Here is a 20,294-nt window from a genome sequence, read left to right as displayed (position 1 = left end):
AACGCCGATTTGTCAAAGGGGTTATCGCCTAAATTTTTGAAGACTGTCCAAGTATCGAGGGTTCGGATATGGCGGAAGGTTCTACTTCTTACCGATGATTTGCTCTATACTAGTAGAGTAGAATACGAACGGACATGTAAGGAGATCGAAAAGCATGAAGGGTAGCAACAAACCATATGCCGTGCGGCACGACGAACAATTGGACGACTTGATGGAAGATTACCGGGATGAACAGGCGGAGGCGGAAGGGGAGGACACTCAGCCGCTCCGGTTGTTTAAGCTGCCGCTCGGGGCGGTCGAGAAGCGGATACCGAAGGCGGCGATGGCGCCTCAAGCCGAAGGGGCCGCGAGCCGAGCGACGAATGCGCCCGACGGCGAATACTTCGAACGGCTGGAGGAGCAGGGCATCCGGCTGAACACCGCGCAGATCAAGGCGGTCCGTCATCATAATGGACCGCTGCTCACGCTAGCGGGCGCAGGTTCCGGCAAGACCTCGGTGCTCGTCTGCAGAACGGGCTATCTGCTGGCGGTTCGCCAAGCGGAGGCGAGCAGCATTCTGCTCATGACGTTCTCGACCAAAGCCGCCGCCGAGATGCGCGAGCGGATCGCGCAGCTGCCGGGGATCGGCGGGATGGCGGCGAAGCGGATCGAAGCGCGGACGTTCCATTCCTTTTTCCTCTATATGCTGCGCCGGAACGGGGTTCGGGAAGAGATATTCGGCGAGACGATCCGCCAGCATATTCTGCTGAAGCAATTCATGCGGGAGGCGGGAATCTCGGATTCGCAGCAACCGGAGACGCTGCTCGCCCTATTGTCCTCCTATAAGATGAACCTGGTTGATCCGGCCGAGCTGCCGGAGAAGTCGGAGGCGGAGCGCAAGACGAAGGAAGTGCTGCTCCGTTACGAGGCGTGGAAGCGGGAGAACGGGAAGCTCGACTTCGACGATATTCTGCTCGTCGCCTATGAGATGCTTAAGGAACGCCCGGGCCTGCTCCGATCGCTGCAGCAGCGGTTCCGCTATGTCATGGTGGACGAGTTCCAGGACACCAACTTTTTGCAATACGAACTCGTCAAAATGATCGTGGAGCCTCATCGCAATCTGATGGTCGTCGGCGACGATGACCAGACGATCTATTCGTTCAACGGCGCGCGCAGCGAATTCATTCTCGACTTCGAGAAGACGTATCCCGGCGCCAAAGTGATTACGCTGGATATCAACTACCGCTCGACCTCGGCCATCGTGGGATTGGGCAACGCGATCATCCGCCATAACAAGAAGCGCCGGGACAAGACGCTCAAGGCTACCAAGCAGAGCGAGACGGTGCCGCAGTACATGACGCCGTTCAATACGAACGATGAGGCGGTCAGGGCGCTGCGGTACATTCAGCAGGAGGTCGCCGAGGACCGCAGAACGTACGGGGATTTCGCGATCCTGTACCGGGCGAACAGCAATAATCGCGCCATCATCGAACAGCTGCTCGAGCAGGACGTGCCGTTCGTCGAGTTTGGCGACGGGAAGCTGCTGTATGAGCAGCGGATCGTGCGTCCGGTCATCGACCATATGCGCCTGGCGCTGTACCGGCGCGACTTCGAGGCGATGGAGAGCGTGCTGCCGACGCTGTACATTGCCCGGGAGAAGGGGATGACGTTCATCCGCCAGCAGGATGCGCTCCGCGCGAAGAAGGGGCCGCTCATCCACCTGCTCTCCTGGCCGGAGCTGAAGGAGTTCCAGAAGGAGAAGGTCAAGGAACGGCTGCTGCTCATCAAGTCGCTCGTGGCGATGAAGCCGGTCGACGCGATCGTGCAGCTCCGCCGGAGCTTCTACGATAACTACCTGGAGACGGCGGAGAAGCAGAACGTGACGCAGCATAAGGAGATGCTCGTGGAGATGCTCGATGAGCTGGAGACGTCTGCCGGCCGGTTCGATACGCTGGAGGCATTCCTCGGCTTCATCGACGACATGCTGGAGAAGAGCGGCGAGCACGCCAGGCAGAAGCATGAGGACAACGGCAACTATGTCACGCTGATGACGATCCACCGCTCCAAGGGGTTGGAGTTCCCGGTCGTGCTGCTGCTCGGCGCCTCGGAGGGCAGTCTGCCTCATAGCTCGTCGCTTGATCCGGAGCGGATGAAGGACAGCCAGCTTCATCTGCAGGGGGCCGTGGCGCAACTTGGGGACGACGCGCTCGAAGAGGAGCGCAGGCTGGCGTACGTAGCGGTGACGCGCGCCAAGGAGGAGCTGGTCATCAGCTCGCCGGCGCAATACCGGCGCAAGAAGACGGCGGTGTCGCGCTTCCTGCTGGCCGCCTTCGGCAGCGCGGAGACGGCGAAGACGGCGGCCAAGGAGTTCAAACGCGGCGGCGCGCTGTCTGGCGTCCGCGTGGCGCCGAGCTCGATGAGCGGCGGCGTTCGCGCCGCGCAAGAAGGGCGCAAGGAGACGGTCGCGGCCTGGCTGTGCAAGCGTCCGGGCTGCAAAGCATGGATGCGCGTCACCACGGCGGAGGACGCGGCGCGGTCGACCAAGGCATGCCCGCTGTGCGGCAAGCCGATGGAGAAAGGCACGCGCGAGGTGCCGGCCGGCTAGAAGCGGACGGAGATACGGCAAGGTTCGGGGATGCTTGCGGGCAAGCGGGCATTCTCCTTTTGCCGCGTTTACAGGAAGACTAATCTTTGCTTCCTTTATGAAATAAAGGAAAATGCAGGGTGAAAGCCGAATACTAGGCTAGAAATAATGACATAGAGAGAAGGAAATGGAGGAGCTGCTGTTTTGAGTGATATTTTGAAGGCCATTATTATGGGTATTGTGGAAGGGTTGACCGAGTTTCTGCCGGTCTCATCCACCGGTCATATGATTCTGACCGGCTATTTGCTTGACTTCGAAGGGGACCGGGCGGACACGTTCAAGATCGTCGTCCAGCTGGGTGCGGTCCTGGCCGTACTGGTGCTCTATTGGAAACGATTCCTGCGGTTTCTGGATATTCGCCCCGGGTTCATGAAGCGTCCGGGTCTTAATGTTGTTCACTTGATTCTGGCCATGGCGCCGTTCATCATCATTGGCTTCACCGTGTACGATTTCATTAAGGAAATCCTGTTCGGCACTGCACCGGTCGTAATCAGCTTAATTCTAGGCGGTATTCTCATGATTGTCGCCGAGCGTTACCGGGGCAAAATAACCGCCGAGACCATGGAGGATATTACATACAAGCAGGCGCTGGGCATCGGCCTGTTCCAGATTCTCGCGGCTTGGCCGGGCTTCTCGCGTTCCGGCTCGACGATCTCGGGCGGCATGCTGCTCGGGACGACGCAGAAAGCGGCGGCGGAGTTTACCTTTATCATCTCCGTGCCGATGATGTTCGCGGCTTCGGCATTGGACTTGTGGGAGAGCCGCGACTTCCTCACGATGGACGATCTGCCGGTCTTCATCGCAGGCCTAGTTGCGGCTTTCGTCGTGGCGATGGTCGCGATCGTTACGTTCTTGAACCTGATCAAGAAGCTGAAGCTGTCGTATTTCGCTTACTACCGTTTTGCGCTGGCGGCGGTGTTCATCGTTATTCTGTATTTCTAGGCTGAACGTATAGCGTGAGGAGCTGACCTTAGGTGCTGCTGGAAGTCATTGCAACGAATATCGGGGATGTGCGCTCGGCTGGCGCGTACGGCGCCCATCGCATCGAGCTAGTCACCGGCATCGCGGAGGGCGGGCTGACGCCAAGCCTGGGCTTGATCGAGCAAGCGGTCGAGGCCGCGACCATCCCGATTCAAGTGATGGTGCGTCCGCACAGCCAATCGTTCTGCTACAGCGACGGCGATCTGGCGGTCATGCGCCGCGACATTGCCGCGATTCGTGCCGCAGGTGCGACGGGGATTGTGCTGGGGACGCTGACCGAGTCGGGGACGGTCGATGTCCGGGCGTTGGAGATGCTTCTCGGCGCCGCTGACGGACTCGACATCACCTTCCATCGGGCATTCGACGAGGTGCGGGATCAGGAGGCGGCGCTTGGGGCGCTCGCCGCTTATCCGCAGATTCGCCGCATCCTCACCTCCGGCGGGCCGCAGCCTGCACCGCAGGCGATTCCGCAGCTCGTACGGCTGGCCGAAGCGGCTAGCGGCACGCACCTGCGCATCCTGGCCGGCCACGGGCTGCAGCCGGAGACGATCGGCGCCTTCGTGCAAGCCACCGGCGTGCATGAGGTGCACTTCGGCTCCGCCGTCCGCGAAGGCGCGAGCTTCGCGCGTCCGCTCGATGCGGCGCGGATCGGCCAAGTGCTGGCGGCGCTGGAGCTTGCGTAGGCAGTTCAAGCTTAGCTGGGGCAAGGCGCCGTGACAGGCACGACAACCATACGATCTCGATCAAGGCGGTGCAGGTATCCAACCTGCACCGCCTTTTTTTACCACTCTAATCCGCGCAAACCTCCCCTGAATGCCGCTTCGCGCTCCGAATACTATACCTATACAGCAAAAGCCCGATCCCCCTTGAAGGGAGACCGGGCCTCGAACGGTTCATCATTGCCTTATGGCTCGTCTGCTGCTTACACCTGCTTCTCCAGAACCGGCGGGAAGTAGCCGATCGCAACCGCGTGGTCGATCATGCGGCGGATGAAGAGCTCGTCCGCTGGCGCGCAGCTGATGCCGGTGCCGCGCAGGAAAGCGGTCGTATTGTCGCAGTTGTACACATACGGGGAATCTTGCGCCCCGTCGCCGCCCAGCTGGGACATGGCGATCCGGGTGCCTTCCTGGTCTTTGTCCATAGTCGGGTCGAGCAGCCAAGCGGTATAAGCTTCCTTGTCCATCAGTTCGACTTCATAGCCGAGCAAGCGAACCATCTCCACCAGATCAGTGTACAGAATTTGCTGCGGATTGACGATGTGGAACAATTCGCCCTCGGTATCCGGACGGAGCATGAGATTCGCCATCGCCTCGCTCGCATAGTTGATCGGCGTGAAGTCGACGTACCAGTCGGCTTTCGGCGCTTTGCCCAGCAGCAGCATCGCTTTGATCAGCTGATAGAAGGCGTTGCTCTCGATATTGCGCTGGAATCGGCCGCTCTCGGAATGGCAGGTCAGATTGCCCGGACGGTATATCGTCGTCGCCAGCCCTTGCGCGTTTGCCTTCAGCACCAGCTTCTCGGCTTCCAGCTTGCTGCTCGAATAGACATTCTCCACTTGAAGCGTATCGGCAAGTTGATTATCCCGCACGACAGCGTTCCACTGCCCGGTATGCGCGAGCGATTCCGGCACGCTGACCGTGGATACGTGGTGGAAATGGATGCCGTGGCCAGCCTGGGCCAGGGCGAGCAGCTCGTTCGTCGAGATGACGTTCGTGCGTTCGAATGTTTTGGCATCCCCAAAATGCCGGACGTCTGCAGCCGCATGCACAATCGTATCGATAACCGCAGGCAGACGGGTAAATTCTTGATGGGACAAGCCGAGCATCGGCTGCTCGAGGTCAGCCTCGATCACCTGTACGCGATATTTCATCAGCTCCACGATAGAAGGACCGAAGTAGAGCGACATGACTTCCTCCAACCGGTCGCAGGCCGCTTTGTGCACCGCTCCGCGAACGAGGGCATACACCATCGCGCGCGAATGCGTCAGAATCTGATAGAGCAGATGGGAGCCCAAGTACCCGGTAGCGCCGGTGAGCAGAATATGCTCCGGCTCGGCTGGCGCCTTCCGAGCTCGTGGACTGCTGTTCTGCTTGACCGGGAATTCGGCCAATGGCTCGAAGGCCGTTACTCCGCCGGTAACTACCCGATCCGAGTTCTCCGCCGCAGCCGACTGCTCCGCATAAGCGGCCAGTGCCTCAACGGTCTCGTACGTGAACAGATCGCCAATCGTCAAATGCGGGAACCGCGGCTTCAATTGCACGAGCACATGGATGATATCCAGCGAGTCGCCGCCCGAATCGAAGAAGTTGGCCGCCGCGCTGATCTGTTTCAGGCCGAGCACTTCCTTCCAAGCCGCGGCGATTTGCTCCTGTACCGGCGTAAGCGGCTCGTCCGATTCCGAAGCTTCCTGCTCGTCCTCCGGAATGGCATAGCCGGCAAGCAGCTTGCGTTCGACTTTGCCGTTCGTCGAGAGCGGCATGGCTTCGAGATGGCAGAACCGCTTGGGCACATAATACGGCGGCAGGGCGGCATGGATGAAACTCGCCAGCTCGCTTGCGGCGGCGGCTTGTCCGTCCTTGGTCGTATAGAAGCAGACCAGATACGTCTGTCCGTTGTCGTCCTTGCGCGCGATGACAGCCGGTATATGCATAAGCGGGTGTTTGGCCAGTGTATCTTCAATGGCGCCGATCTCGATGCGGTGGCCGCGAATCTTCACCTGGGAGTCTCGCCGGCCGACATATTCGATCGTGCCGTCGGCGCGCAGCTTCACGATATCGCCGGAACGGTATGCTTTGGTCCCGGGCTCGAATGGATTGTCGACGAACGCCGCCGCGGTGCGATCCGCTTGATTCAAGTAGCCTTGAGCGATGGCGACCGTAGAGATATACAGCTCGCCAGGAACGCCGACCGGGCAGAGCGACTGCTCGGGCCCCACGATATACACCTTATAGTTGCTGATCGGCGTGCCGATCGGTACGTGGGTGACATGGTCAGCGACGCCTTGCTCCACTTGATAGACGGTGGCGCAGACGGTGCATTCGGTCGGACCGTACAAATTATAGATAGCGACTTGCTCGCCAAGCCGGCGCTGCAAGATCCGTACCTGCTCGCCATAGAGGGCTTCGCCGGCGGTCATGATTTTCGTAATCGAGGCGAGCTTGCGATAGCCATCATCGGATAGATGGGCCGCGACTTCGTTGAAGAAGACGGTCGGCAGCACGATGACCACACTCGTCCGCGTCCGCTCTACGGCATCGGCGAAAGCTTCCACCGAGATCCGCTCCTCCGCATTCAAGAGATAGAGACTCGCGCCGCTCAGGAGAGCGCCGAACGTCTCCCAGACGGAGGCATCGAAGCTGTAGGTCGCGAACTGCGTCATCACATCGTGCTCGGTAACCGCGAACTCGCGCTTAATGTAGGCGCCTAGATTCACGACTCCTTCATGAGCGATTAGCACGCCCTTCGGCTTGCCGGTGGAACCGGAGGTATAGATGACATAGGCCAGATCGCCCGGCTTGACGTCGGCCTGAACGTTGCCACCGGAATAAATGTCTAGCGAGCCGTCGTCGATCGGCATAACCGCGCGCACGCTGCCGATCGAAGAGGCGAGGGTAGCGGCTCTTGCTTCGTAACGGCGGTTGGTCAGCATGAAAGGCGACGAGGTATCCTCCATAATGTAGCGGATCCGTTCCTCCGGATGCTCCGGATCGACAGGGACATAGACGCCGCCGGCTTTCAGCACGCCGAGCAAGCTGACGACCGTGCCGAGACTGCGCTCCATGAAGATCGTGACGAAGTCGCCTTTGCGCAGTCCTCGATCGAGCAGCAGTCGGGCGATCCGATTGGCCTGTTCGTTCAGCGTGCGATACGTATACGTGGCTGTCTCGTCAAAAATAGACGTGCGGTCCGGATAAGCCGCCGCTATCTGCTCGAAAACATGATGGATGACGGGGGCGGCCGCATAAGGCGCAGCGGTATCATTCATCCTCCGGTATAGAGCGTGCTCCTCTTCGGTCAGAATATCAACGGCGCCGATGCGGGCCGACTCATCGGCGAGCATCGCGGCAAGCAGCTTGCGATAGCCGGATGCATAACGCTCGATCGTCTCCGGCTTGATCAGCGAAGCATCGTAGATAAACTGAAGCGACCAGCCGCCCTTCTCGATCGTAAGGTGGGCGTTCAGAAGCTGCCCTGCTGCCGGCGCTGCGGATTGGCCGACGACGAATAGCGTCTCGAAGCTGCCGGGCAGTTCGCGAGCCGTGTCGATAGGGATGGCCGAAGCATCTTGCAATAAGGAAGCGAACGATAACGCTTCTTTCTCCCAATTCCAATGCATGGCAGTCATTGTCCCGCCTTGAACGAGGCCGATACGCCAGTCTGCTTCGCCGCCGGATAGACGGTAGAGCAAGGCGGCATATATGGAGGCAGCCGCTATCTGGAGCAGCCTCTGTCCTTGATAGCGCTGTTGCGCAAGGCGCGCAAGGTCGGAATCCGGCGCAATAACCAAAGTAGCGGCAGGCAGATCGGATCTGCGCTGCAGAGAATAATCACACGGAATGTTCAGGACGGGAGCATCCTTAACCGCGGAATGGTAAATCCTGGATTGTGGTAGGGACATCATCAGTTCAGCTCCTTCAGCCGGTCAGGAATGTCTGCCTCGCATTGAGGTCAGAATATGAAAATCGCCGTCCATCCGGACGGCGACTGAAAGCCAATAATACGTACTAGTGGCGTTTAACCCGGAAACGTTTAATCAGTGTATTCAGCTCTTCAGCCGATGCAGACAGCTCGTCGGAAGATTTGACGATGGCGTCCATCTGTTCCTTTTGTTTCTCGACAGCTTCCGAGATGGTGTCTGCACTAGTTGCGGTGGAGCGAATGTTACTGTTAAGCTGGTCGGATGTTGCCGAAAGCTCTTCTGTCCCTGCGGACATTTGTTGTGCTGCCGTGGATACTTCTTGAATCTGCATCGAAACTTTGCGGGAAGAAGCGAGAATGTCCGTGAACAGGCGGCCTGTATCGACTGCCAGCGTCATCCCTTGAGCAACGACTTGCGTACCGCTCGACATCGCTTCCGCCGTCTGGCGGATTTCTTCCTGAATCTCATGCACGAGACCGGAGATCTGATCGACCGAGCCGCGGGATTGTTCCGCGAGTTTGCGAACTTCGCCGGCTACGACAGCGAAGCCTTTGCCATGCTCGCCGACGCGCGATGCTTCGATCGCGGCGTTAAGCGCCAGCAGGTTCGTCTGATTGGCGATACCCGTAATCAGGCCGAGGATGCTGCCGATTTGCTGCGAACGTTGGTCGAGCAATTTGACCGTATCGGAAGTGGTCGTAACGAATTCGGTGATGAGTTGCATTTGTTGCGCCATATTGCGCACGATAACATCGCCTTCTGCCGATTTGGACTCGACATCCTGTGCATCGCCTGCGGCGTTGACCGAACTGTGGGCAATCGTCTCAATCGCGGTAGCCATCTCGTTAATGGAACGGGATGATTCTTCGCTGGAATGCTTCTGCTGAACCACGCTCGTAGCAATCATCTGAATGTTGCTGTTGATCGCGTTATTGTGCGTCTTGTTCACTTCGGAAGTCGAGTGAAGGTGGCGCGCAGAGTCAGCCAGATGATCAGAGGTCGCTTGGACCTTCAGCATCGTTTCGTTCATGTTGGCGACCATGTGATTGAATTTCTCGTTGATGATGCCTAAGTCGTCGGAGCCAGTCTTGATCGACACCCCCAAGTTTCCCTCGCTCACTTCCTCAATGCCTTTGATCAGCGCTTGAATCGGCGACAGCGTGCGGCGTACAATCCAATACTGAACAGCCAGGATAAGAACCAGGAATCCGCCAAGCAAGGACCAGCCGAACACGAGCATCTTGTGCAGGCCGTTCGGGATAGAGCTTGCATCCGTATCGACGCCGAAGTAAGCGAAGATTTTGCCGGTGTCATCCATGATCGGATAGAGAATCGTTACCCAAGTACCATAAGCATCGTCGTAGTAGTTGGTCAGTACGGGTTCCTTCGTATCGAGCATGACTTCAACGGCGTCAGCGTGAATCTGCGGTTGCTCGTACAGATCGCCGATGTTCAGATTACCTTCTTTCAGCGGATCTACCAGATGCGTGGGGACCGCCACGAGGGATGTCTTCGTGCCGTCGACCAGCTCAGGCTCGAAGAGGTAAGCTTGGGCAATGCTCGGGTTGTAACGGCTGATCGTATCCATAATGTCCCGCAGTTTCGCTTGGACTGGACCGTCATAGCTGGCCTCGTCGATGGCGGACTGCACCGTCTTGGCATCCAACGCTTCTGCCCATTCGCTAGTTACGGTCTTGACCTGCGAGTGAAGCTGGTCAATGAGAATCCGTTTCTCTGTGTAGTAGCTCGCAACGATCAATACCGCTCCGATGAGGATGATATTGATGGAGGAGAGCAACAGATTCTTAGTAAAGAAAGAAAGCCTTGCTTTTTTGCGCACATTCATTGCTAGTGAACCCTCCCATAATAATGATGAAACCCGCCTTTGAATAAACCGCCATCCCCTAGTTTATCAGTCCATCAACTCCATTAGCATGATTCGTAGATATAACAAAATCATTACGAAATATCTTACTTTACTTATATCTTTATCGTCATTATTCGATAAAACGTGAGAGATTTGAAGTGGTGAATAATGCTAGAGTCCCATGAAAACGATGAAATTTGTGACAATATTAGTAATTTTCCTGAATTGGTCCCTATTTCGTCTGCAAAATGAGTGACTTAAGCGGCAGACAGCCTCCAGAATACCCATGCTGGACAAATTGACGGAATTTTCGGTCTACGATTTGACTCCGTGTCTAATGCTACGGGGACCTCATCTGTGTAACATGTTAGATAAAGCTACATGGAGTGCTGAGTCTGCTGTGAAAATCGGCGATTACGTAACATTACTTTACATATCGGAGGGGTCTGTATGGGGCAAGCAGCGGCTGCACCGGAGATTGAGCTAAGCGGAATCAGCATGAGCTATGGGTCGGGAGGCGCGGATGTGCTGGCGATTGACCGCATTAGCCTGAACATCAACAAGGGCGAGTTCGTCTCGCTGCTAGGTCCGTCGGGCTGCGGGAAGACGACGTTGCTGCGGCTAATCGCGGATTTGCTGCAGCCGACGGACGGGACGCTGAAGGTGGCTGGCGCAAGTCCCAGAGAAGCCCGGCTGGCTCAGAAATACGGCATCGTGTTCCAGAACCCGGTGCTCTACGACTGGCGGAAAGTGAGGTACAACGTAACGCTGCCGCTCGAGCTGATGGGCGTCGGCAAGGCGAAGCGCGAGGAGAGAGCGGAGGAGCTGCTCGCGCTAGTGGGCCTTGCGGCCTTCGCGGACAAATATCCGTGGCAGCTGTCCGGCGGCATGCAACAGCGCGTGGCGATCGCCCGCGCGCTCTCGATGGAGCCCGAGATTCTGCTCATGGATGAGCCGTTCTCGGCGCTTGACGAATTCGGGCGCGAACGGTTGAATGAAGAGCTGCTATCCGTATGGAGCAAGGTCGGCAGCACGGTGGTATTCGTGACGCACAGCATCCCGGAGGCGGTCTTTCTCTCCGACCGCGTATTCGTCCTCTCGCCGCATCCCGGCAGATTGTCTGCCGTCGTCGACATTCCGCTGCCGAGGCCGCGAACGAGCGAGATGCGGAACGATCCGGCATTCTTCGGGCTCATTGCCCATATCCGAGACAGCTTCGAAGGGGTGTAGCGTAAATGAAAGGACAACGCGCGCTGCGGCAAGGCCGCCTCTTGCCGACGGTCGTATGGGCGGCAGCACTGCTGGCTGTATGGGAGATTATATCCTGGGTGCTGCTGGACGTCGCGAAGACGCCGCTTGCCCAATCCAAGCTTCCGTATATCCATGAACTCGCGGGGACGTTCGGCGAATATGGCGGCACGCTGTGGCGGGAAGGGCGGGCGACGTTCGGCAATGCCGGTATCGGGTTCGTGATCGGCGCCGTCGCCGGCGCGCTGCTCGCACTAATCATGAGTATGTCCAAATGGATCGAGCAGCTTGCATTCCCGTATGCCGTCGCTTCCCAGATGATCCCCATTCTCGGGCTTGCGCCGATTCTGTACGGCATCGTGCGGGATGAGCAAATCTCCCGGGTCCTCATTGCCGGCTATATTACGTTCTTCCCGGTATCGCTTAATATGCTGCGCGGTCTGAGGAGCGTTCATCCGTCGGCGCTGGAGCTGATGGCGATCCATGCCGCGAAGCCATGGACGGTCTATTGGAAGCTGCGGCTGCCGGCTTCGTTGCCGGGGCTGTTCAGCGGACTGAAGATTGCGGCGCCGCTTGCCGTCACCGGCGCGATCCTGGTCGAGCTGATGGGCGCTCAGCATGGCATCGGTGTCATTATGCTGCGCAACCTCTACTACGGGCCGTCCCATGTGTATATGTTCTGGTCCACGGTGATCGTGGGCGCGCTGCTCGGCATCTTGAGCTATTGCCTCATTAGTCTGTGCGAGCGGCTGCTCACCCCATGGCAGCCGGAATTCCGCCGCAAGGGAGGCGACCGCTGATGGAAGGGAATACGGCACGCAAGGCTGAGGTTGTGCGGGGCGGCGGTACGGAGCCGCCATTGGCCGGAGGAGGGAGCGCCGCGACAGCCGGATCTGCCGCACCCGCGTTGCACAGGAAGACGGCAACCGCTCGTTCAGGCGCCAAGCTGGCCCTTCGGATCGCCATTCCGGCGCTGGGCGGGCTCTTGTTCCTCGCTTCATGGCAGCTGGAATTGTTCCACCGGCTGTGGGGGCTAAGGACGTACCAGCTTCCGCTCCCTTCCGCGATCGCGCAGGCGATGGGCGAGAACGCCTCCTTGCTGTGGGATTACACGCTGTACACCTGGACCGAAGCCGTACTTGGGCTCCTGTTCGGTTCTGCGCTAGGGTTCCTGGTCGCGCTGATCGCCACGGCTTGGCCGAGATGGGGCGCGGGCGGCGTGCTGCTGGTCGCGGCGCTGAACGCGGTGCCGATCGTCGCCCTTGCCCCGATCATGAACCTGTGGTTCGGCGGGGGCATCGGCTCCCGGATCGCGATTGTCGCGATCAGCACGATGGCGGCGATGGCGATGAACGTCCACAAGGGCATGAGTTCGGTCGACCCGCTGTCGCTTGATCTGATGCATGGCTATGCCGCGAAGAAGCTGCAAGTCTTTCGTTATTTGCGTATCCCGGCGAGTCTCCCTTACGTCTTCACCGCGCTCAAGATCAACACGACCGCCAGCATGATCGGGGCGATCGTGGGCGAATTCTTTTTCTCCTCGCGGGGGCTTGGCTACCTGCTGTCCAACTCGATCAAGATTGCCAAAATGCCGCTCGGCTGGTCGTGCATCATCGTGGCCGCGGCCTTAGGCGTAGCCTTCTATCTGCTGATGGAGGGGCTCGAGAAGATGTGCATGCGCTGGCATCCTTCCCGGCGCGGCTAGCTTGCGGCTGCCGCCTGCGTGTAACAGACGCCCGGAGGTTCATCGCATATGCGGCACCTTGCCCTCTTCTGTCCGCCGCACGTGTTTTACATAGAGCCATAGACCCTCGGGACTTGGATGTGCGTTCTGCGAGCGCGGCTAGTTTAGGGAGGGAACTACAATCGCAAGGGAGAGATTGAGATGGAGAACAAGAAACGCAAGGTTCGCGCGCATTCGCTGCTGGCCGTCATGCTGTTAATGGGGACGGTGTTGGCCGGCTGCGGCGGTGGCAATAACAATGCGCCGGCTTCGGGGAGCGCCAATGGGGAGCAGGCGAATGCGGCCAATGCAAGCGCGGAACCGTCAGCCGATCCGGTGAAGGTGAAGCTGCAGCTGAAGTGGGTGCCGCAGGCGCAGTTCGCCGGCTATTATGTCGCGCTTGATAAGGGCTATTACAAGGAAGAAGGGCTCGACGTGGAGATTCTGCCGGGCGGGCCGGATATCGTGCCGGAGCAGCAGGTCGCCAGCGGCGCGGCGGATATCGGCGTGGACTGGGTGGCGAGCCTCTTGGCCAGCCAGGAAGCGGGGCTGCCGATCATCGAGATCGCGCAGGTGTACCAGGAGAGCGGCCTTGTGCTCGTCTCCAAGAAGACGGCGGGCATCAACTCGCCGGCGGACCTGAAGGGCAAGAAGGTCGGCAACTGGATGGGCGGCAACGAGTTCGAACTCTTGGCGCTGTTCGACAAATATAAGCTCGACCCGAACAAGGATCTCTCGTTCGTCAAGCAGGGCTTCACGATGGATCAGTTCCTCACCGGCGAGCTCGATGCCGCCTCGGCCATGACCTATAACGAATATAACGTCGTGTTGGAGCAAGGCATTCCGGTGAGCGATCTGTCGGTGATCGATATGAACAAGGAAGGCGTCGCGATGCTGGAGGATAACTTGTTCGCCAACGCCGACTGGCTGGCGGATAACAAGGAGACGGCGGCCAAATTCGTCCGTGCCTCGATGAAAGGCTGGAAGGAAGCGATCGCAAGTCCCGAGGCCGCGGTGGATAGCGTCATGAAGGTAGCCGAGGAAGGCTCGACGAGCCGCGAGCACCAGGTGACGATGATGCAGGAAGTGGCGAAGCTGGTCGCGCCGGAGGGCTTCGATCTGGAAAAGCTCGGCTACATCGACGAAGCGAAGTTCAAGCAGACGGCGGATATCGCGCTGCAGTTCGGCGTCATTAAGGAAGCGGCAGATTTGGCGAAGGCATACACGAACGAGATCGTTAAGATGGCGATGGAGTAAATCGGGGCTTAGCGGCGGCTGGGTTCGGATGCGGGCATTAAGGTCATGAGCGTTATGCGGAAACCTTCCGAAGCCAAAGCCAGCCGCCGCCCCTTGACGCTGCCCGAGCACGGGAACGGCAGACCAACCAACCGCAAGGAGGAGTAATAATGGATACGGTACGCATCGGATTGGTCCAGACGAAGCATGAGGTGGACGGCAATGAGCCGGTTGCGGCGCACAAGGCGGCCGCGATCGAGAAGACGATCGGGCTGGTGCGCCAGGCGGCGTCCCAAGGGGCGAACATCGTCTCGCTGCAGGAGATTTTCTACGGGCCGTATTTCTGCGCGGAGCAGACGAACAAGTGGTACGACGCGGCCGAGGAAATCCCGAACGGGCCGACCACGAAGCTGTTCCAGGAGCTGGCGCAGGAACTGGGCATCGTCATCGTGCTGCCGATCTACGAACGCGAAGGGATTGCAACCTATTACAACACCGCGGCGGTCATCGACGCCGACGGCTCGTACTTGGGCAAATACCGCAAGCATCATATTCCGCATGTCGGCGCCGGCGGCGGGGGCTGCGGATTCTGGGAGAAGTATTATTTTAAGCCCGGCAATCTGGGGTTTCCGGTATTCGATACCGCCTTCGCGAAGGTGGGCGTCTACATCTGCTACGACCGCCACTTCCCCGAGGGGGCGCGCGTGCTTGGGCTCAGCGGCGCGGAGATCGTGTTCAATCCGTCGGCGACGGTGTCCGGCACGAGCGAGTATCTGTGGAAGCTGGAGCAGCCGGCCCATGCGGTGGCCAACGGCTATTACGTGGCGGCGATCAACCGCGTCGGTTTCGAAGCTCCCTGGCATATGGGCGAATTCTACGGCCAGTCGTACCTCGTGGACCCGCGCGGCCATTTCGTGGCAATGGGAAGCCGGGATCAGGATGAGGTCGTCATCGGCGAGATGAACAAGAAGCTGATCCGCGAGGTGCGCGAAAGCTGGCAATTCTACCGCGACCGCCGGCCGGAGACGTATCAGGAGCTGGCCAAGTTATAAATGAAATACAAGAATTTATAAGTTGCACGCTTATAAATAATCTTGTATTTCTCCGGAATGAAACGCGCTGCGCCATCAAAGACGGCGCCAGCCGGTTCACCTTGTCGCGTGCCGTTTCACCAGATGATATGCATGCGCTGTCCCAAGCGGGCATATGTATGCACCAAATACCAGGAAGGAGCATCCCAACTATGGTCCTGACCGCTAAGCCCGTCATACTCCGCAACGTCATTCACGGCGTATGGACGGTATCCAGCGCCGCCGCTTACGAAGAGGTCTGCAATCCGGCGACGGGCGAGGTGATCGCCCAGGTTCCGCTGTCTACGAAGGCGGATGTGGATGAGGCCGTCCGTTCCGCGGCCGAGGCGTTCGGCACATGGCGCAAGGTTGCCGTACCCCGCCGGGCGCGATACTTGTTCCGCTACCAGCAGCTCCTGATCGAGCATGGGGAGGAGCTGGCGCAGCTCATCACGGTCGAGAATGGCAAAAGCTTGGAGGAAGCGCGCGGCGAAGTGCAGCGCGGCATCGAATGCGTCGAATTCGCCGCCGGCGCGCCGACGCTCATGATGGGCAGCCAGCTGCCGGACATCGCCACCGGCGTGGAATCCGGCATGTACCGCTATCCGCTCGGCGTCATCGCCGGCATTACGCCGTTCAACTTCCCGATGATGGTGCCGTGCTGGATGTTCCCGCTCGCCGTCGCCTGCGGCAACACGTTCGTGCTGAAGCCTTCCGAGCGGACGCCGCTGCTCGTCAACCGGCTGGCCGAACTGTTCAAGGAAGCGCGCTTCCCGCCCGGGGTGCTCAATATCGTGCACGGCGCGCATGAGGTCGTGAACGGGCTGCTCGAGCATGTGGACGTGAAGGCGGTTTCATTCGTCGGCTCCCAGCCTGTGGCCGAATATGTGTACAAGACCGGCACGGCCAACGGCAAGCGCGTTCAAGCATTAGCCGGAGCCAAAAACCATTCCATCGTCCTCGCCGACGCTGACTTGGACAATGCGGTCCGCAATATCACCTCGGCCGCCTTCGGCTCGGCAGGCGAGCGCTGCATGGCGTGCGCGGTCGTCGCCGTCGTCGAGGAGATTGCCGACGAACTGGTGGCGCGGCTGATCGAAGCGGCGGATGCGATCAAGATCGGCAGCGGCCTGGAAGCGGATGTGTTCCTCGGCCCTGTCATTCGCGAGGCGAACAAGGCGCGCGCGATCCGCTATATCGAGCTGGGCGAAGAGGAGCAAGCGGAGCTCGTCCGAGACGGGCGGCTGGACGCCGCGGCAAGCGGCAGCGGCTACTTCGTCGGTCCGACGATTTTCGACCGGGTACAGCCGGGGATGGCGATCTGGAGCGACGAGATTTTTGCCCCGGTGCTGTCGATCGTGCGGGTGAAAGATCTCGCGGAGGCGATCGCGGTTGCGAACCGGTCCGAGTTCGCCAACGGCGCCTGCCTCTACACGGACAGCGCGAAGGCGATCCGCGAATTCCGGGAGGAGATGGATGCGGGAATGCTCGGCATCAACTTGGGCGTGCCCGCTCCGATGGTGTTCTTCCCGTTCTCCGGCTACAAGAAGTCGTTCTACGGCGATCTGCATGCCAACGGGCGCGATGGCGTCGAGTTCTATACCCGCAAAAAAATGATTACGGCCCGTTATTAGCGGCGAAGGAGTGAAGCGCGCATGCTCGAGTTGAACCGTTACGATACGAATGAACTGAAGGAGAAAGACAAGAAGCATCTGTGGCATAACATTACGCCGTACAGCGAGCAAGACCGTCCAATGATCGTGACCGAGGCGGCAGGTTCTTGGGTGACCGATTCCGAAGGCAACCGTTATCTCGACGCGATGTCCGGCCTCTGGTGCGTCAACGTCGGCTATGGGCGGCAGGAGCTGGCGGATGCGGCGTATAAGCAGCTGTCGACGATGCCGTATTTTCCGCTGACGCAGAGCCATCTGCCGGCGATCGAATTGGCGGAGAAGCTGAACGAATGGCTGGAGGGCGAATACGTCATCTTCTTCTCGAACAGCGGCTCGGAAGCCAATGAGGTCGCGTTCAAAATCGCCCGGCAGTACCAGCAGCAAATCGGCCAGCATAACCGCTTCAAGTTTATTTCGCGTTATCGCGCTTACCATGGAAGCTCTCTGGGCGCATTGTCGGCGACAGGCCAGGCCCAGCGCAAATATAAATACGAGCCGCTGACGAGCGGATTCCTGCACGTCGCGCCGCCGGACAGCTACCGCCGTCCCGACGGGATGTCGGTCGAGGATTTCAACCTCCAGTGCGCCAACGAGATTGAGCGGACGATCGTGTGGGAGGGCGTCGAGTCGGTGGCGGCCGTCATTATGGAGCCGGTCATTACCGGCGGCGGGATCATCGTGCCGGAGCCGTCCTATCTGAAGCGGGTCGAGGAAATCTGCAATCAGTACGGCGTGCTTCTTATCATCGATGAGGTCATCTGCGGCTTCGGTCGTTCGGGACGGAAGTTCGGACATCAGAATTTCAGCATCCAGCCGGATATCGTCACGATGGCCAAAGGGCTCACCAGCGGCTACTTGCCGCTCTCGGCGACGGCGGTCCGCAAGGAGATCTACGATACGTTCAAGGACAATACGGAGATGTACAGCCATCTGCGGCATGTGAATACGTTCGGCGGCAATCCGGCTTCCTGCGCCTTGGCGTTGGCCAATCTGCAGCTGCTCGAACGCGAACAGCTGGTGGCGCGCGCGGAGGTGCTCGGTCAGCGGCTGCGCAGCGCATTCGACGACTTGCTCGAGCATCCGCTCGTCGGCGATATCCGCCATTTTGGCTTCCTGCTCGGGATCGAGCTGGTGGCGGACAAAACGACCAAAGCGCCTGCCTCCGTCGACGTCGTGAAGAAGATCATCGGCGAGTGCAAGCGTGCGGGGCTCATTATCGGCAAGAACGGCGATACGGTGGCCGGCTATAACAATGTGCTGACGTTCTCTCCGCCGCTTGCTTCGACGGATGATGATATGGCCTTCATCATCAGCACGTTCAAGCAGGTCATGGCCAATCAGATCGCTTCGGCGGATGATGCGGGGTGAGAGGCGGATCGGCAAGGGGAGGCGCGGAAGGGGACGCAATCGAGCAGTCGCTCCATGCTGCATTCCCAATCTTACGATTGTGAACGCAAGCCAATGAGCTAGGGAGGGTCATCATCCGCCTAGCTCGCGCTGCGGTTTGCGGTCATTCGTTCGGCGGGCGCCCTGGAACTTCTCGGGATGGAGCAGCTGATAGGCGCGCAGGGCGACCTGGATCGCGATCCGGTTCTCCGGCGACATGAAGCCCTCGCCGAGCAGCTCCGCGATTTTCTCCAACCGATAATAGAGCGACTGCCGGACGATGAACAGCTTCTGAGCGGCAATCTGTTTCGATCCGTCGTGGTCGAGATACACTTTGAGCGTGAGCAAGAGATCGCTGCCCTTATTCTGGTCGTGATCGAGCAGGGGACCCAGATAGCCGCGAATGAACTGCTGCAGCATCTGACCGTCGTTCAGTCGCAGCAGCAGCTGGAAGACGCCGAGCTCCTCGTAGAACAGCACCGGCTGCTCATAGCTGGCATGCAGCGCGAGCGCCTGGATCGCCTCCTGATAACTGTCGTACGCATAGCGCAGCTGCTGGTGAGATTGGCCGACGCCTGCTTGCAGCTTGAGTCCTTTCAGCCGCTCATCGCCCTGGATGTCCCAGAGCACCGAGAGCGCTTGCGTCAATCGGGCGCGGGAGCCGAGCTTGGACTTCAGATCGAACGCGATGACGACGAGCCGGTTGTTCTTCAGCGTAATGAGCGGGCGGAACGCCTGCTTCTCCATCGCCGAGCGCAGCATCAGCGACAGATGGATCCGGACGGCTTCCCACTCATGGTCGCTCATCCCGAGCGATTCGTCGTACAGATTGTCGATCTCGATGAGGCAGACGCGGTAGTGGCTTTCGTTCAACCGCTTGAAATCCGGGCCGATGAGCGTCTTCAGCTGCTTCTCGTCCTCGATCCCGCCGTTGAGTAATTCGCCCATCCATAGATTCTCCGAGAACAGCTTTCGCTCTTCCATGTAACGGGTACGCAGCAGTTCTTGGGCAATGGAGAGCGCCGCCGAGTCGAGCAGCAGGTAGTCGAACTCGCCCGGTCGCTGCGTGCAGACCATCATGATCGTCGCCCATGTCTGCTCGAGCGCCCCGATCGGCTTGAGCACGAAGTAACGGTCTTCCTCCTCGTGCAGGTAGGGAGCGGCATTCGGCCGGATCTCGCCCATCTCTTCCGAGCAGGCGGCCGCGATTCGCAGCAGCTCGGTCTGCTCCGAGGAGGCGGCAGGCGGGAAGAAGATCGGCTTGCCGGTCAATGGGCGGTAGAGCAGCTGCGCCTGCGTGCTTTTGTGCAGCAGCTTCAGGACGCTGAGCGCCCCTTGCGAGGCCAGGGTAAGGCGGTGGAATTCGCGTGACAGCCGCTCGAGTTCCTGCAACATGAGGTGATGGCGGTTGATGATGATCGAGTGAAGATCTTGGGTGATGTCGACGTACCGGACGGTATGCGGGAAGAGGATGATCGGAAAGTTGTGTCTGTCGGCCAGTTCGATCAACTCGGGAGGAGCGGCAGGGAAGTTCGGGCCGAGCTCGATGCACAGACAGGCGGCATTGCGGTCCATCAACGCCTGGACGAAGGCGACGGCAACGGACGAATCGGTCGTAAGCTGGAAGCCCATGCCGGTCGTCAGGATCATTTCTTCCCCGTGAATCAACGTCTCGAAGCTGGTGATCTCCAAGATATGCACCCAGCGGATCGTACGGCTAAGCCCGCCTGCGCCTGCAATGAGCTCCGCCCCGTGGAACAACGGCCGACTTAGCGCTTCCTGGGCCGTCAGATTACGCCTTGTTTCCATCGCAAGACTCCCCCTTACGTTGAAGTGATGTGACGCGTG

Annotated in this window: 13 protein-coding genes; 10 read left to right on the top strand and 3 right to left on the bottom strand. The window is 59.3% G+C overall.

Going from position 1 to position 20,294, the window contains the following annotated elements; all coding sequences use genetic code 11:
- Positions 1–154 precede the first annotated feature (154 nt).
- The 3 genes from FHS18_RS13920 (at position 155) to FHS18_RS13910 (ending at position 4,287) form a co-directional block, all read left to right on the top strand.
- Positions 155–2,584 carry a UvrD-helicase domain-containing protein gene (locus FHS18_RS13920; RefSeq protein ID WP_246427633.1) on the top strand — a complete coding sequence of 810 codons (2,430 nt, stop codon included), beginning with the start codon at positions 155–157 and terminating at the stop codon, positions 2,582–2,584.
- Positions 2,585–2,767: 183 nt separating this feature from the next.
- On the top strand, positions 2,768–3,565 hold the full coding sequence (locus FHS18_RS13915; RefSeq protein WP_183600665.1) for an undecaprenyl-diphosphate phosphatase: 798 nt from the start codon (positions 2,768–2,770) through the stop codon (positions 3,563–3,565).
- A 32-nt stretch (positions 3,566–3,597) separates the two neighbouring features.
- The gene (locus tag FHS18_RS13910) at positions 3,598–4,287 is read left to right on the top strand and encodes a copper homeostasis protein CutC (protein WP_183600664.1); all 690 of its coding nucleotides are present in this window, start codon (positions 3,598–3,600) and stop codon (positions 4,285–4,287) included.
- A 239-nt stretch (positions 4,288–4,526) separates the two neighbouring features.
- Here the strand turns inward: FHS18_RS13910 and FHS18_RS13905 are convergent, their stop codons facing one another.
- Positions 4,527–8,225 carry a non-ribosomal peptide synthetase family protein gene (locus FHS18_RS13905; protein ID WP_246427632.1) on the bottom strand — a complete coding sequence of 1,233 codons (3,699 nt, stop codon included), beginning with the start codon at positions 8,223–8,225 and terminating at the stop codon, positions 4,527–4,529.
- A gap of 103 nt (positions 8,226–8,328) precedes the next feature.
- Complete coding sequence (locus FHS18_RS13900) at positions 8,329–10,089, bottom strand: methyl-accepting chemotaxis protein (RefSeq protein WP_183600663.1); 1,761 nt, start codon at positions 10,087–10,089, stop codon at positions 8,329–8,331.
- Between the two features lie 471 nt (positions 10,090–10,560).
- On the opposite strand from FHS18_RS13900, the gene FHS18_RS13895 reads away from it, so the two are divergent.
- The 7 genes from FHS18_RS13895 (at position 10,561) to FHS18_RS13865 (ending at position 18,428) form a co-directional block, all read left to right on the top strand.
- Positions 10,561–11,340: an ABC transporter ATP-binding protein gene (locus tag FHS18_RS13895; RefSeq protein WP_183600662.1), complete on the top strand. Its 780-nt coding sequence runs from the start codon at positions 10,561–10,563 to the stop codon at positions 11,338–11,340.
- Between the two features lie 5 nt (positions 11,341–11,345).
- Positions 11,346–12,158, top strand: coding sequence for an ABC transporter permease (locus FHS18_RS13890; RefSeq protein ID WP_183600661.1), 813 nt, complete (start codon positions 11,346–11,348; stop codon positions 12,156–12,158).
- Positions 12,158–13,063: an ABC transporter permease gene (locus tag FHS18_RS13885; protein WP_183600660.1), complete on the top strand. Its 906-nt coding sequence runs from the start codon at positions 12,158–12,160 to the stop codon at positions 13,061–13,063. Before FHS18_RS13890 ends, FHS18_RS13885 begins: the two co-directional genes overlap by 1 nt.
- A 180-nt stretch (positions 13,064–13,243) precedes the next feature.
- Positions 13,244–14,338, top strand: coding sequence for an ABC transporter substrate-binding protein (locus FHS18_RS13880; protein ID WP_183600659.1), 1,095 nt, complete (start codon positions 13,244–13,246; stop codon positions 14,336–14,338).
- A 146-nt stretch (positions 14,339–14,484) separates the two neighbouring features.
- Entirely contained in the window at positions 14,485–15,369 is an 885-nt protein-coding gene (locus tag FHS18_RS13875) for a nitrilase-related carbon-nitrogen hydrolase (protein ID WP_183600823.1), read from the top strand.
- Positions 15,370–15,560: 191 nt separating this feature from the next.
- Positions 15,561–17,021: a CoA-acylating methylmalonate-semialdehyde dehydrogenase gene (locus FHS18_RS13870; RefSeq protein WP_183600658.1), complete on the top strand. Its 1,461-nt coding sequence runs from the start codon at positions 15,561–15,563 to the stop codon at positions 17,019–17,021.
- Between the two features lie 21 nt (positions 17,022–17,042).
- Entirely contained in the window at positions 17,043–18,428 is a 1,386-nt protein-coding gene (locus tag FHS18_RS13865; RefSeq protein WP_183600657.1) for an aspartate aminotransferase family protein, read from the top strand.
- A 111-nt stretch (positions 18,429–18,539) separates the two neighbouring features.
- Here FHS18_RS13865 and FHS18_RS13860 read toward each other — a convergent pair whose 3' ends face one another.
- Positions 18,540–20,255, bottom strand: coding sequence for a PucR family transcriptional regulator (locus FHS18_RS13860; RefSeq protein ID WP_183600656.1), 1,716 nt, complete (start codon positions 20,253–20,255; stop codon positions 18,540–18,542).
- Positions 20,256–20,294: the final 39 nt, after the last annotated feature.

This window comes from Paenibacillus phyllosphaerae (genome assembly GCF_014192105.1).
Classification (GTDB): Bacteria; Bacillota; Bacilli; order Paenibacillales; family Paenibacillaceae; genus Paenibacillus_Z; species Paenibacillus_Z phyllosphaerae.
This window is presented reverse-complemented; position numbering and strand designations above follow the sequence as displayed.

Bases quoted from the DNA above. Each gene is read 5' to 3' on its own strand.
- FHS18_RS13920 (WP_246427633.1), top strand. From the start codon at position 155: ATGAAGGGTAGCAACAAACCATATGCCGTGCGGCACGACGAACAATTG.
- FHS18_RS13905 (WP_246427632.1), bottom strand. From the start codon at position 8,225: ATGATGTCCCTACCACAATCCAGGATTTACCATTCCGCGGTTAAGGAT.
- FHS18_RS13900 (WP_183600663.1), bottom strand. From the start codon at position 10,089: ATGAATGTGCGCAAAAAAGCAAGGCTTTCTTTCTTTACTAAGAATCTG.
- FHS18_RS13895 (WP_183600662.1), top strand. From the start codon at position 10,561: ATGGGGCAAGCAGCGGCTGCACCGGAGATTGAGCTAAGCGGAATCAGC.
- FHS18_RS13890 (WP_183600661.1), top strand. From the start codon at position 11,346: ATGAAAGGACAACGCGCGCTGCGGCAAGGCCGCCTCTTGCCGACGGTC.
- FHS18_RS13885 (WP_183600660.1), top strand. From the start codon at position 12,158: ATGGAAGGGAATACGGCACGCAAGGCTGAGGTTGTGCGGGGCGGCGGT.
- FHS18_RS13880 (WP_183600659.1), top strand. From the start codon at position 13,244: ATGGAGAACAAGAAACGCAAGGTTCGCGCGCATTCGCTGCTGGCCGTC.
- FHS18_RS13870 (WP_183600658.1), top strand. From the start codon at position 15,561: ATGGTCCTGACCGCTAAGCCCGTCATACTCCGCAACGTCATTCACGGC.
- FHS18_RS13865 (WP_183600657.1), top strand. From the start codon at position 17,043: ATGCTCGAGTTGAACCGTTACGATACGAATGAACTGAAGGAGAAAGAC.
- FHS18_RS13860 (WP_183600656.1), bottom strand. From the start codon at position 20,255: ATGGAAACAAGGCGTAATCTGACGGCCCAGGAAGCGCTAAGTCGGCCG.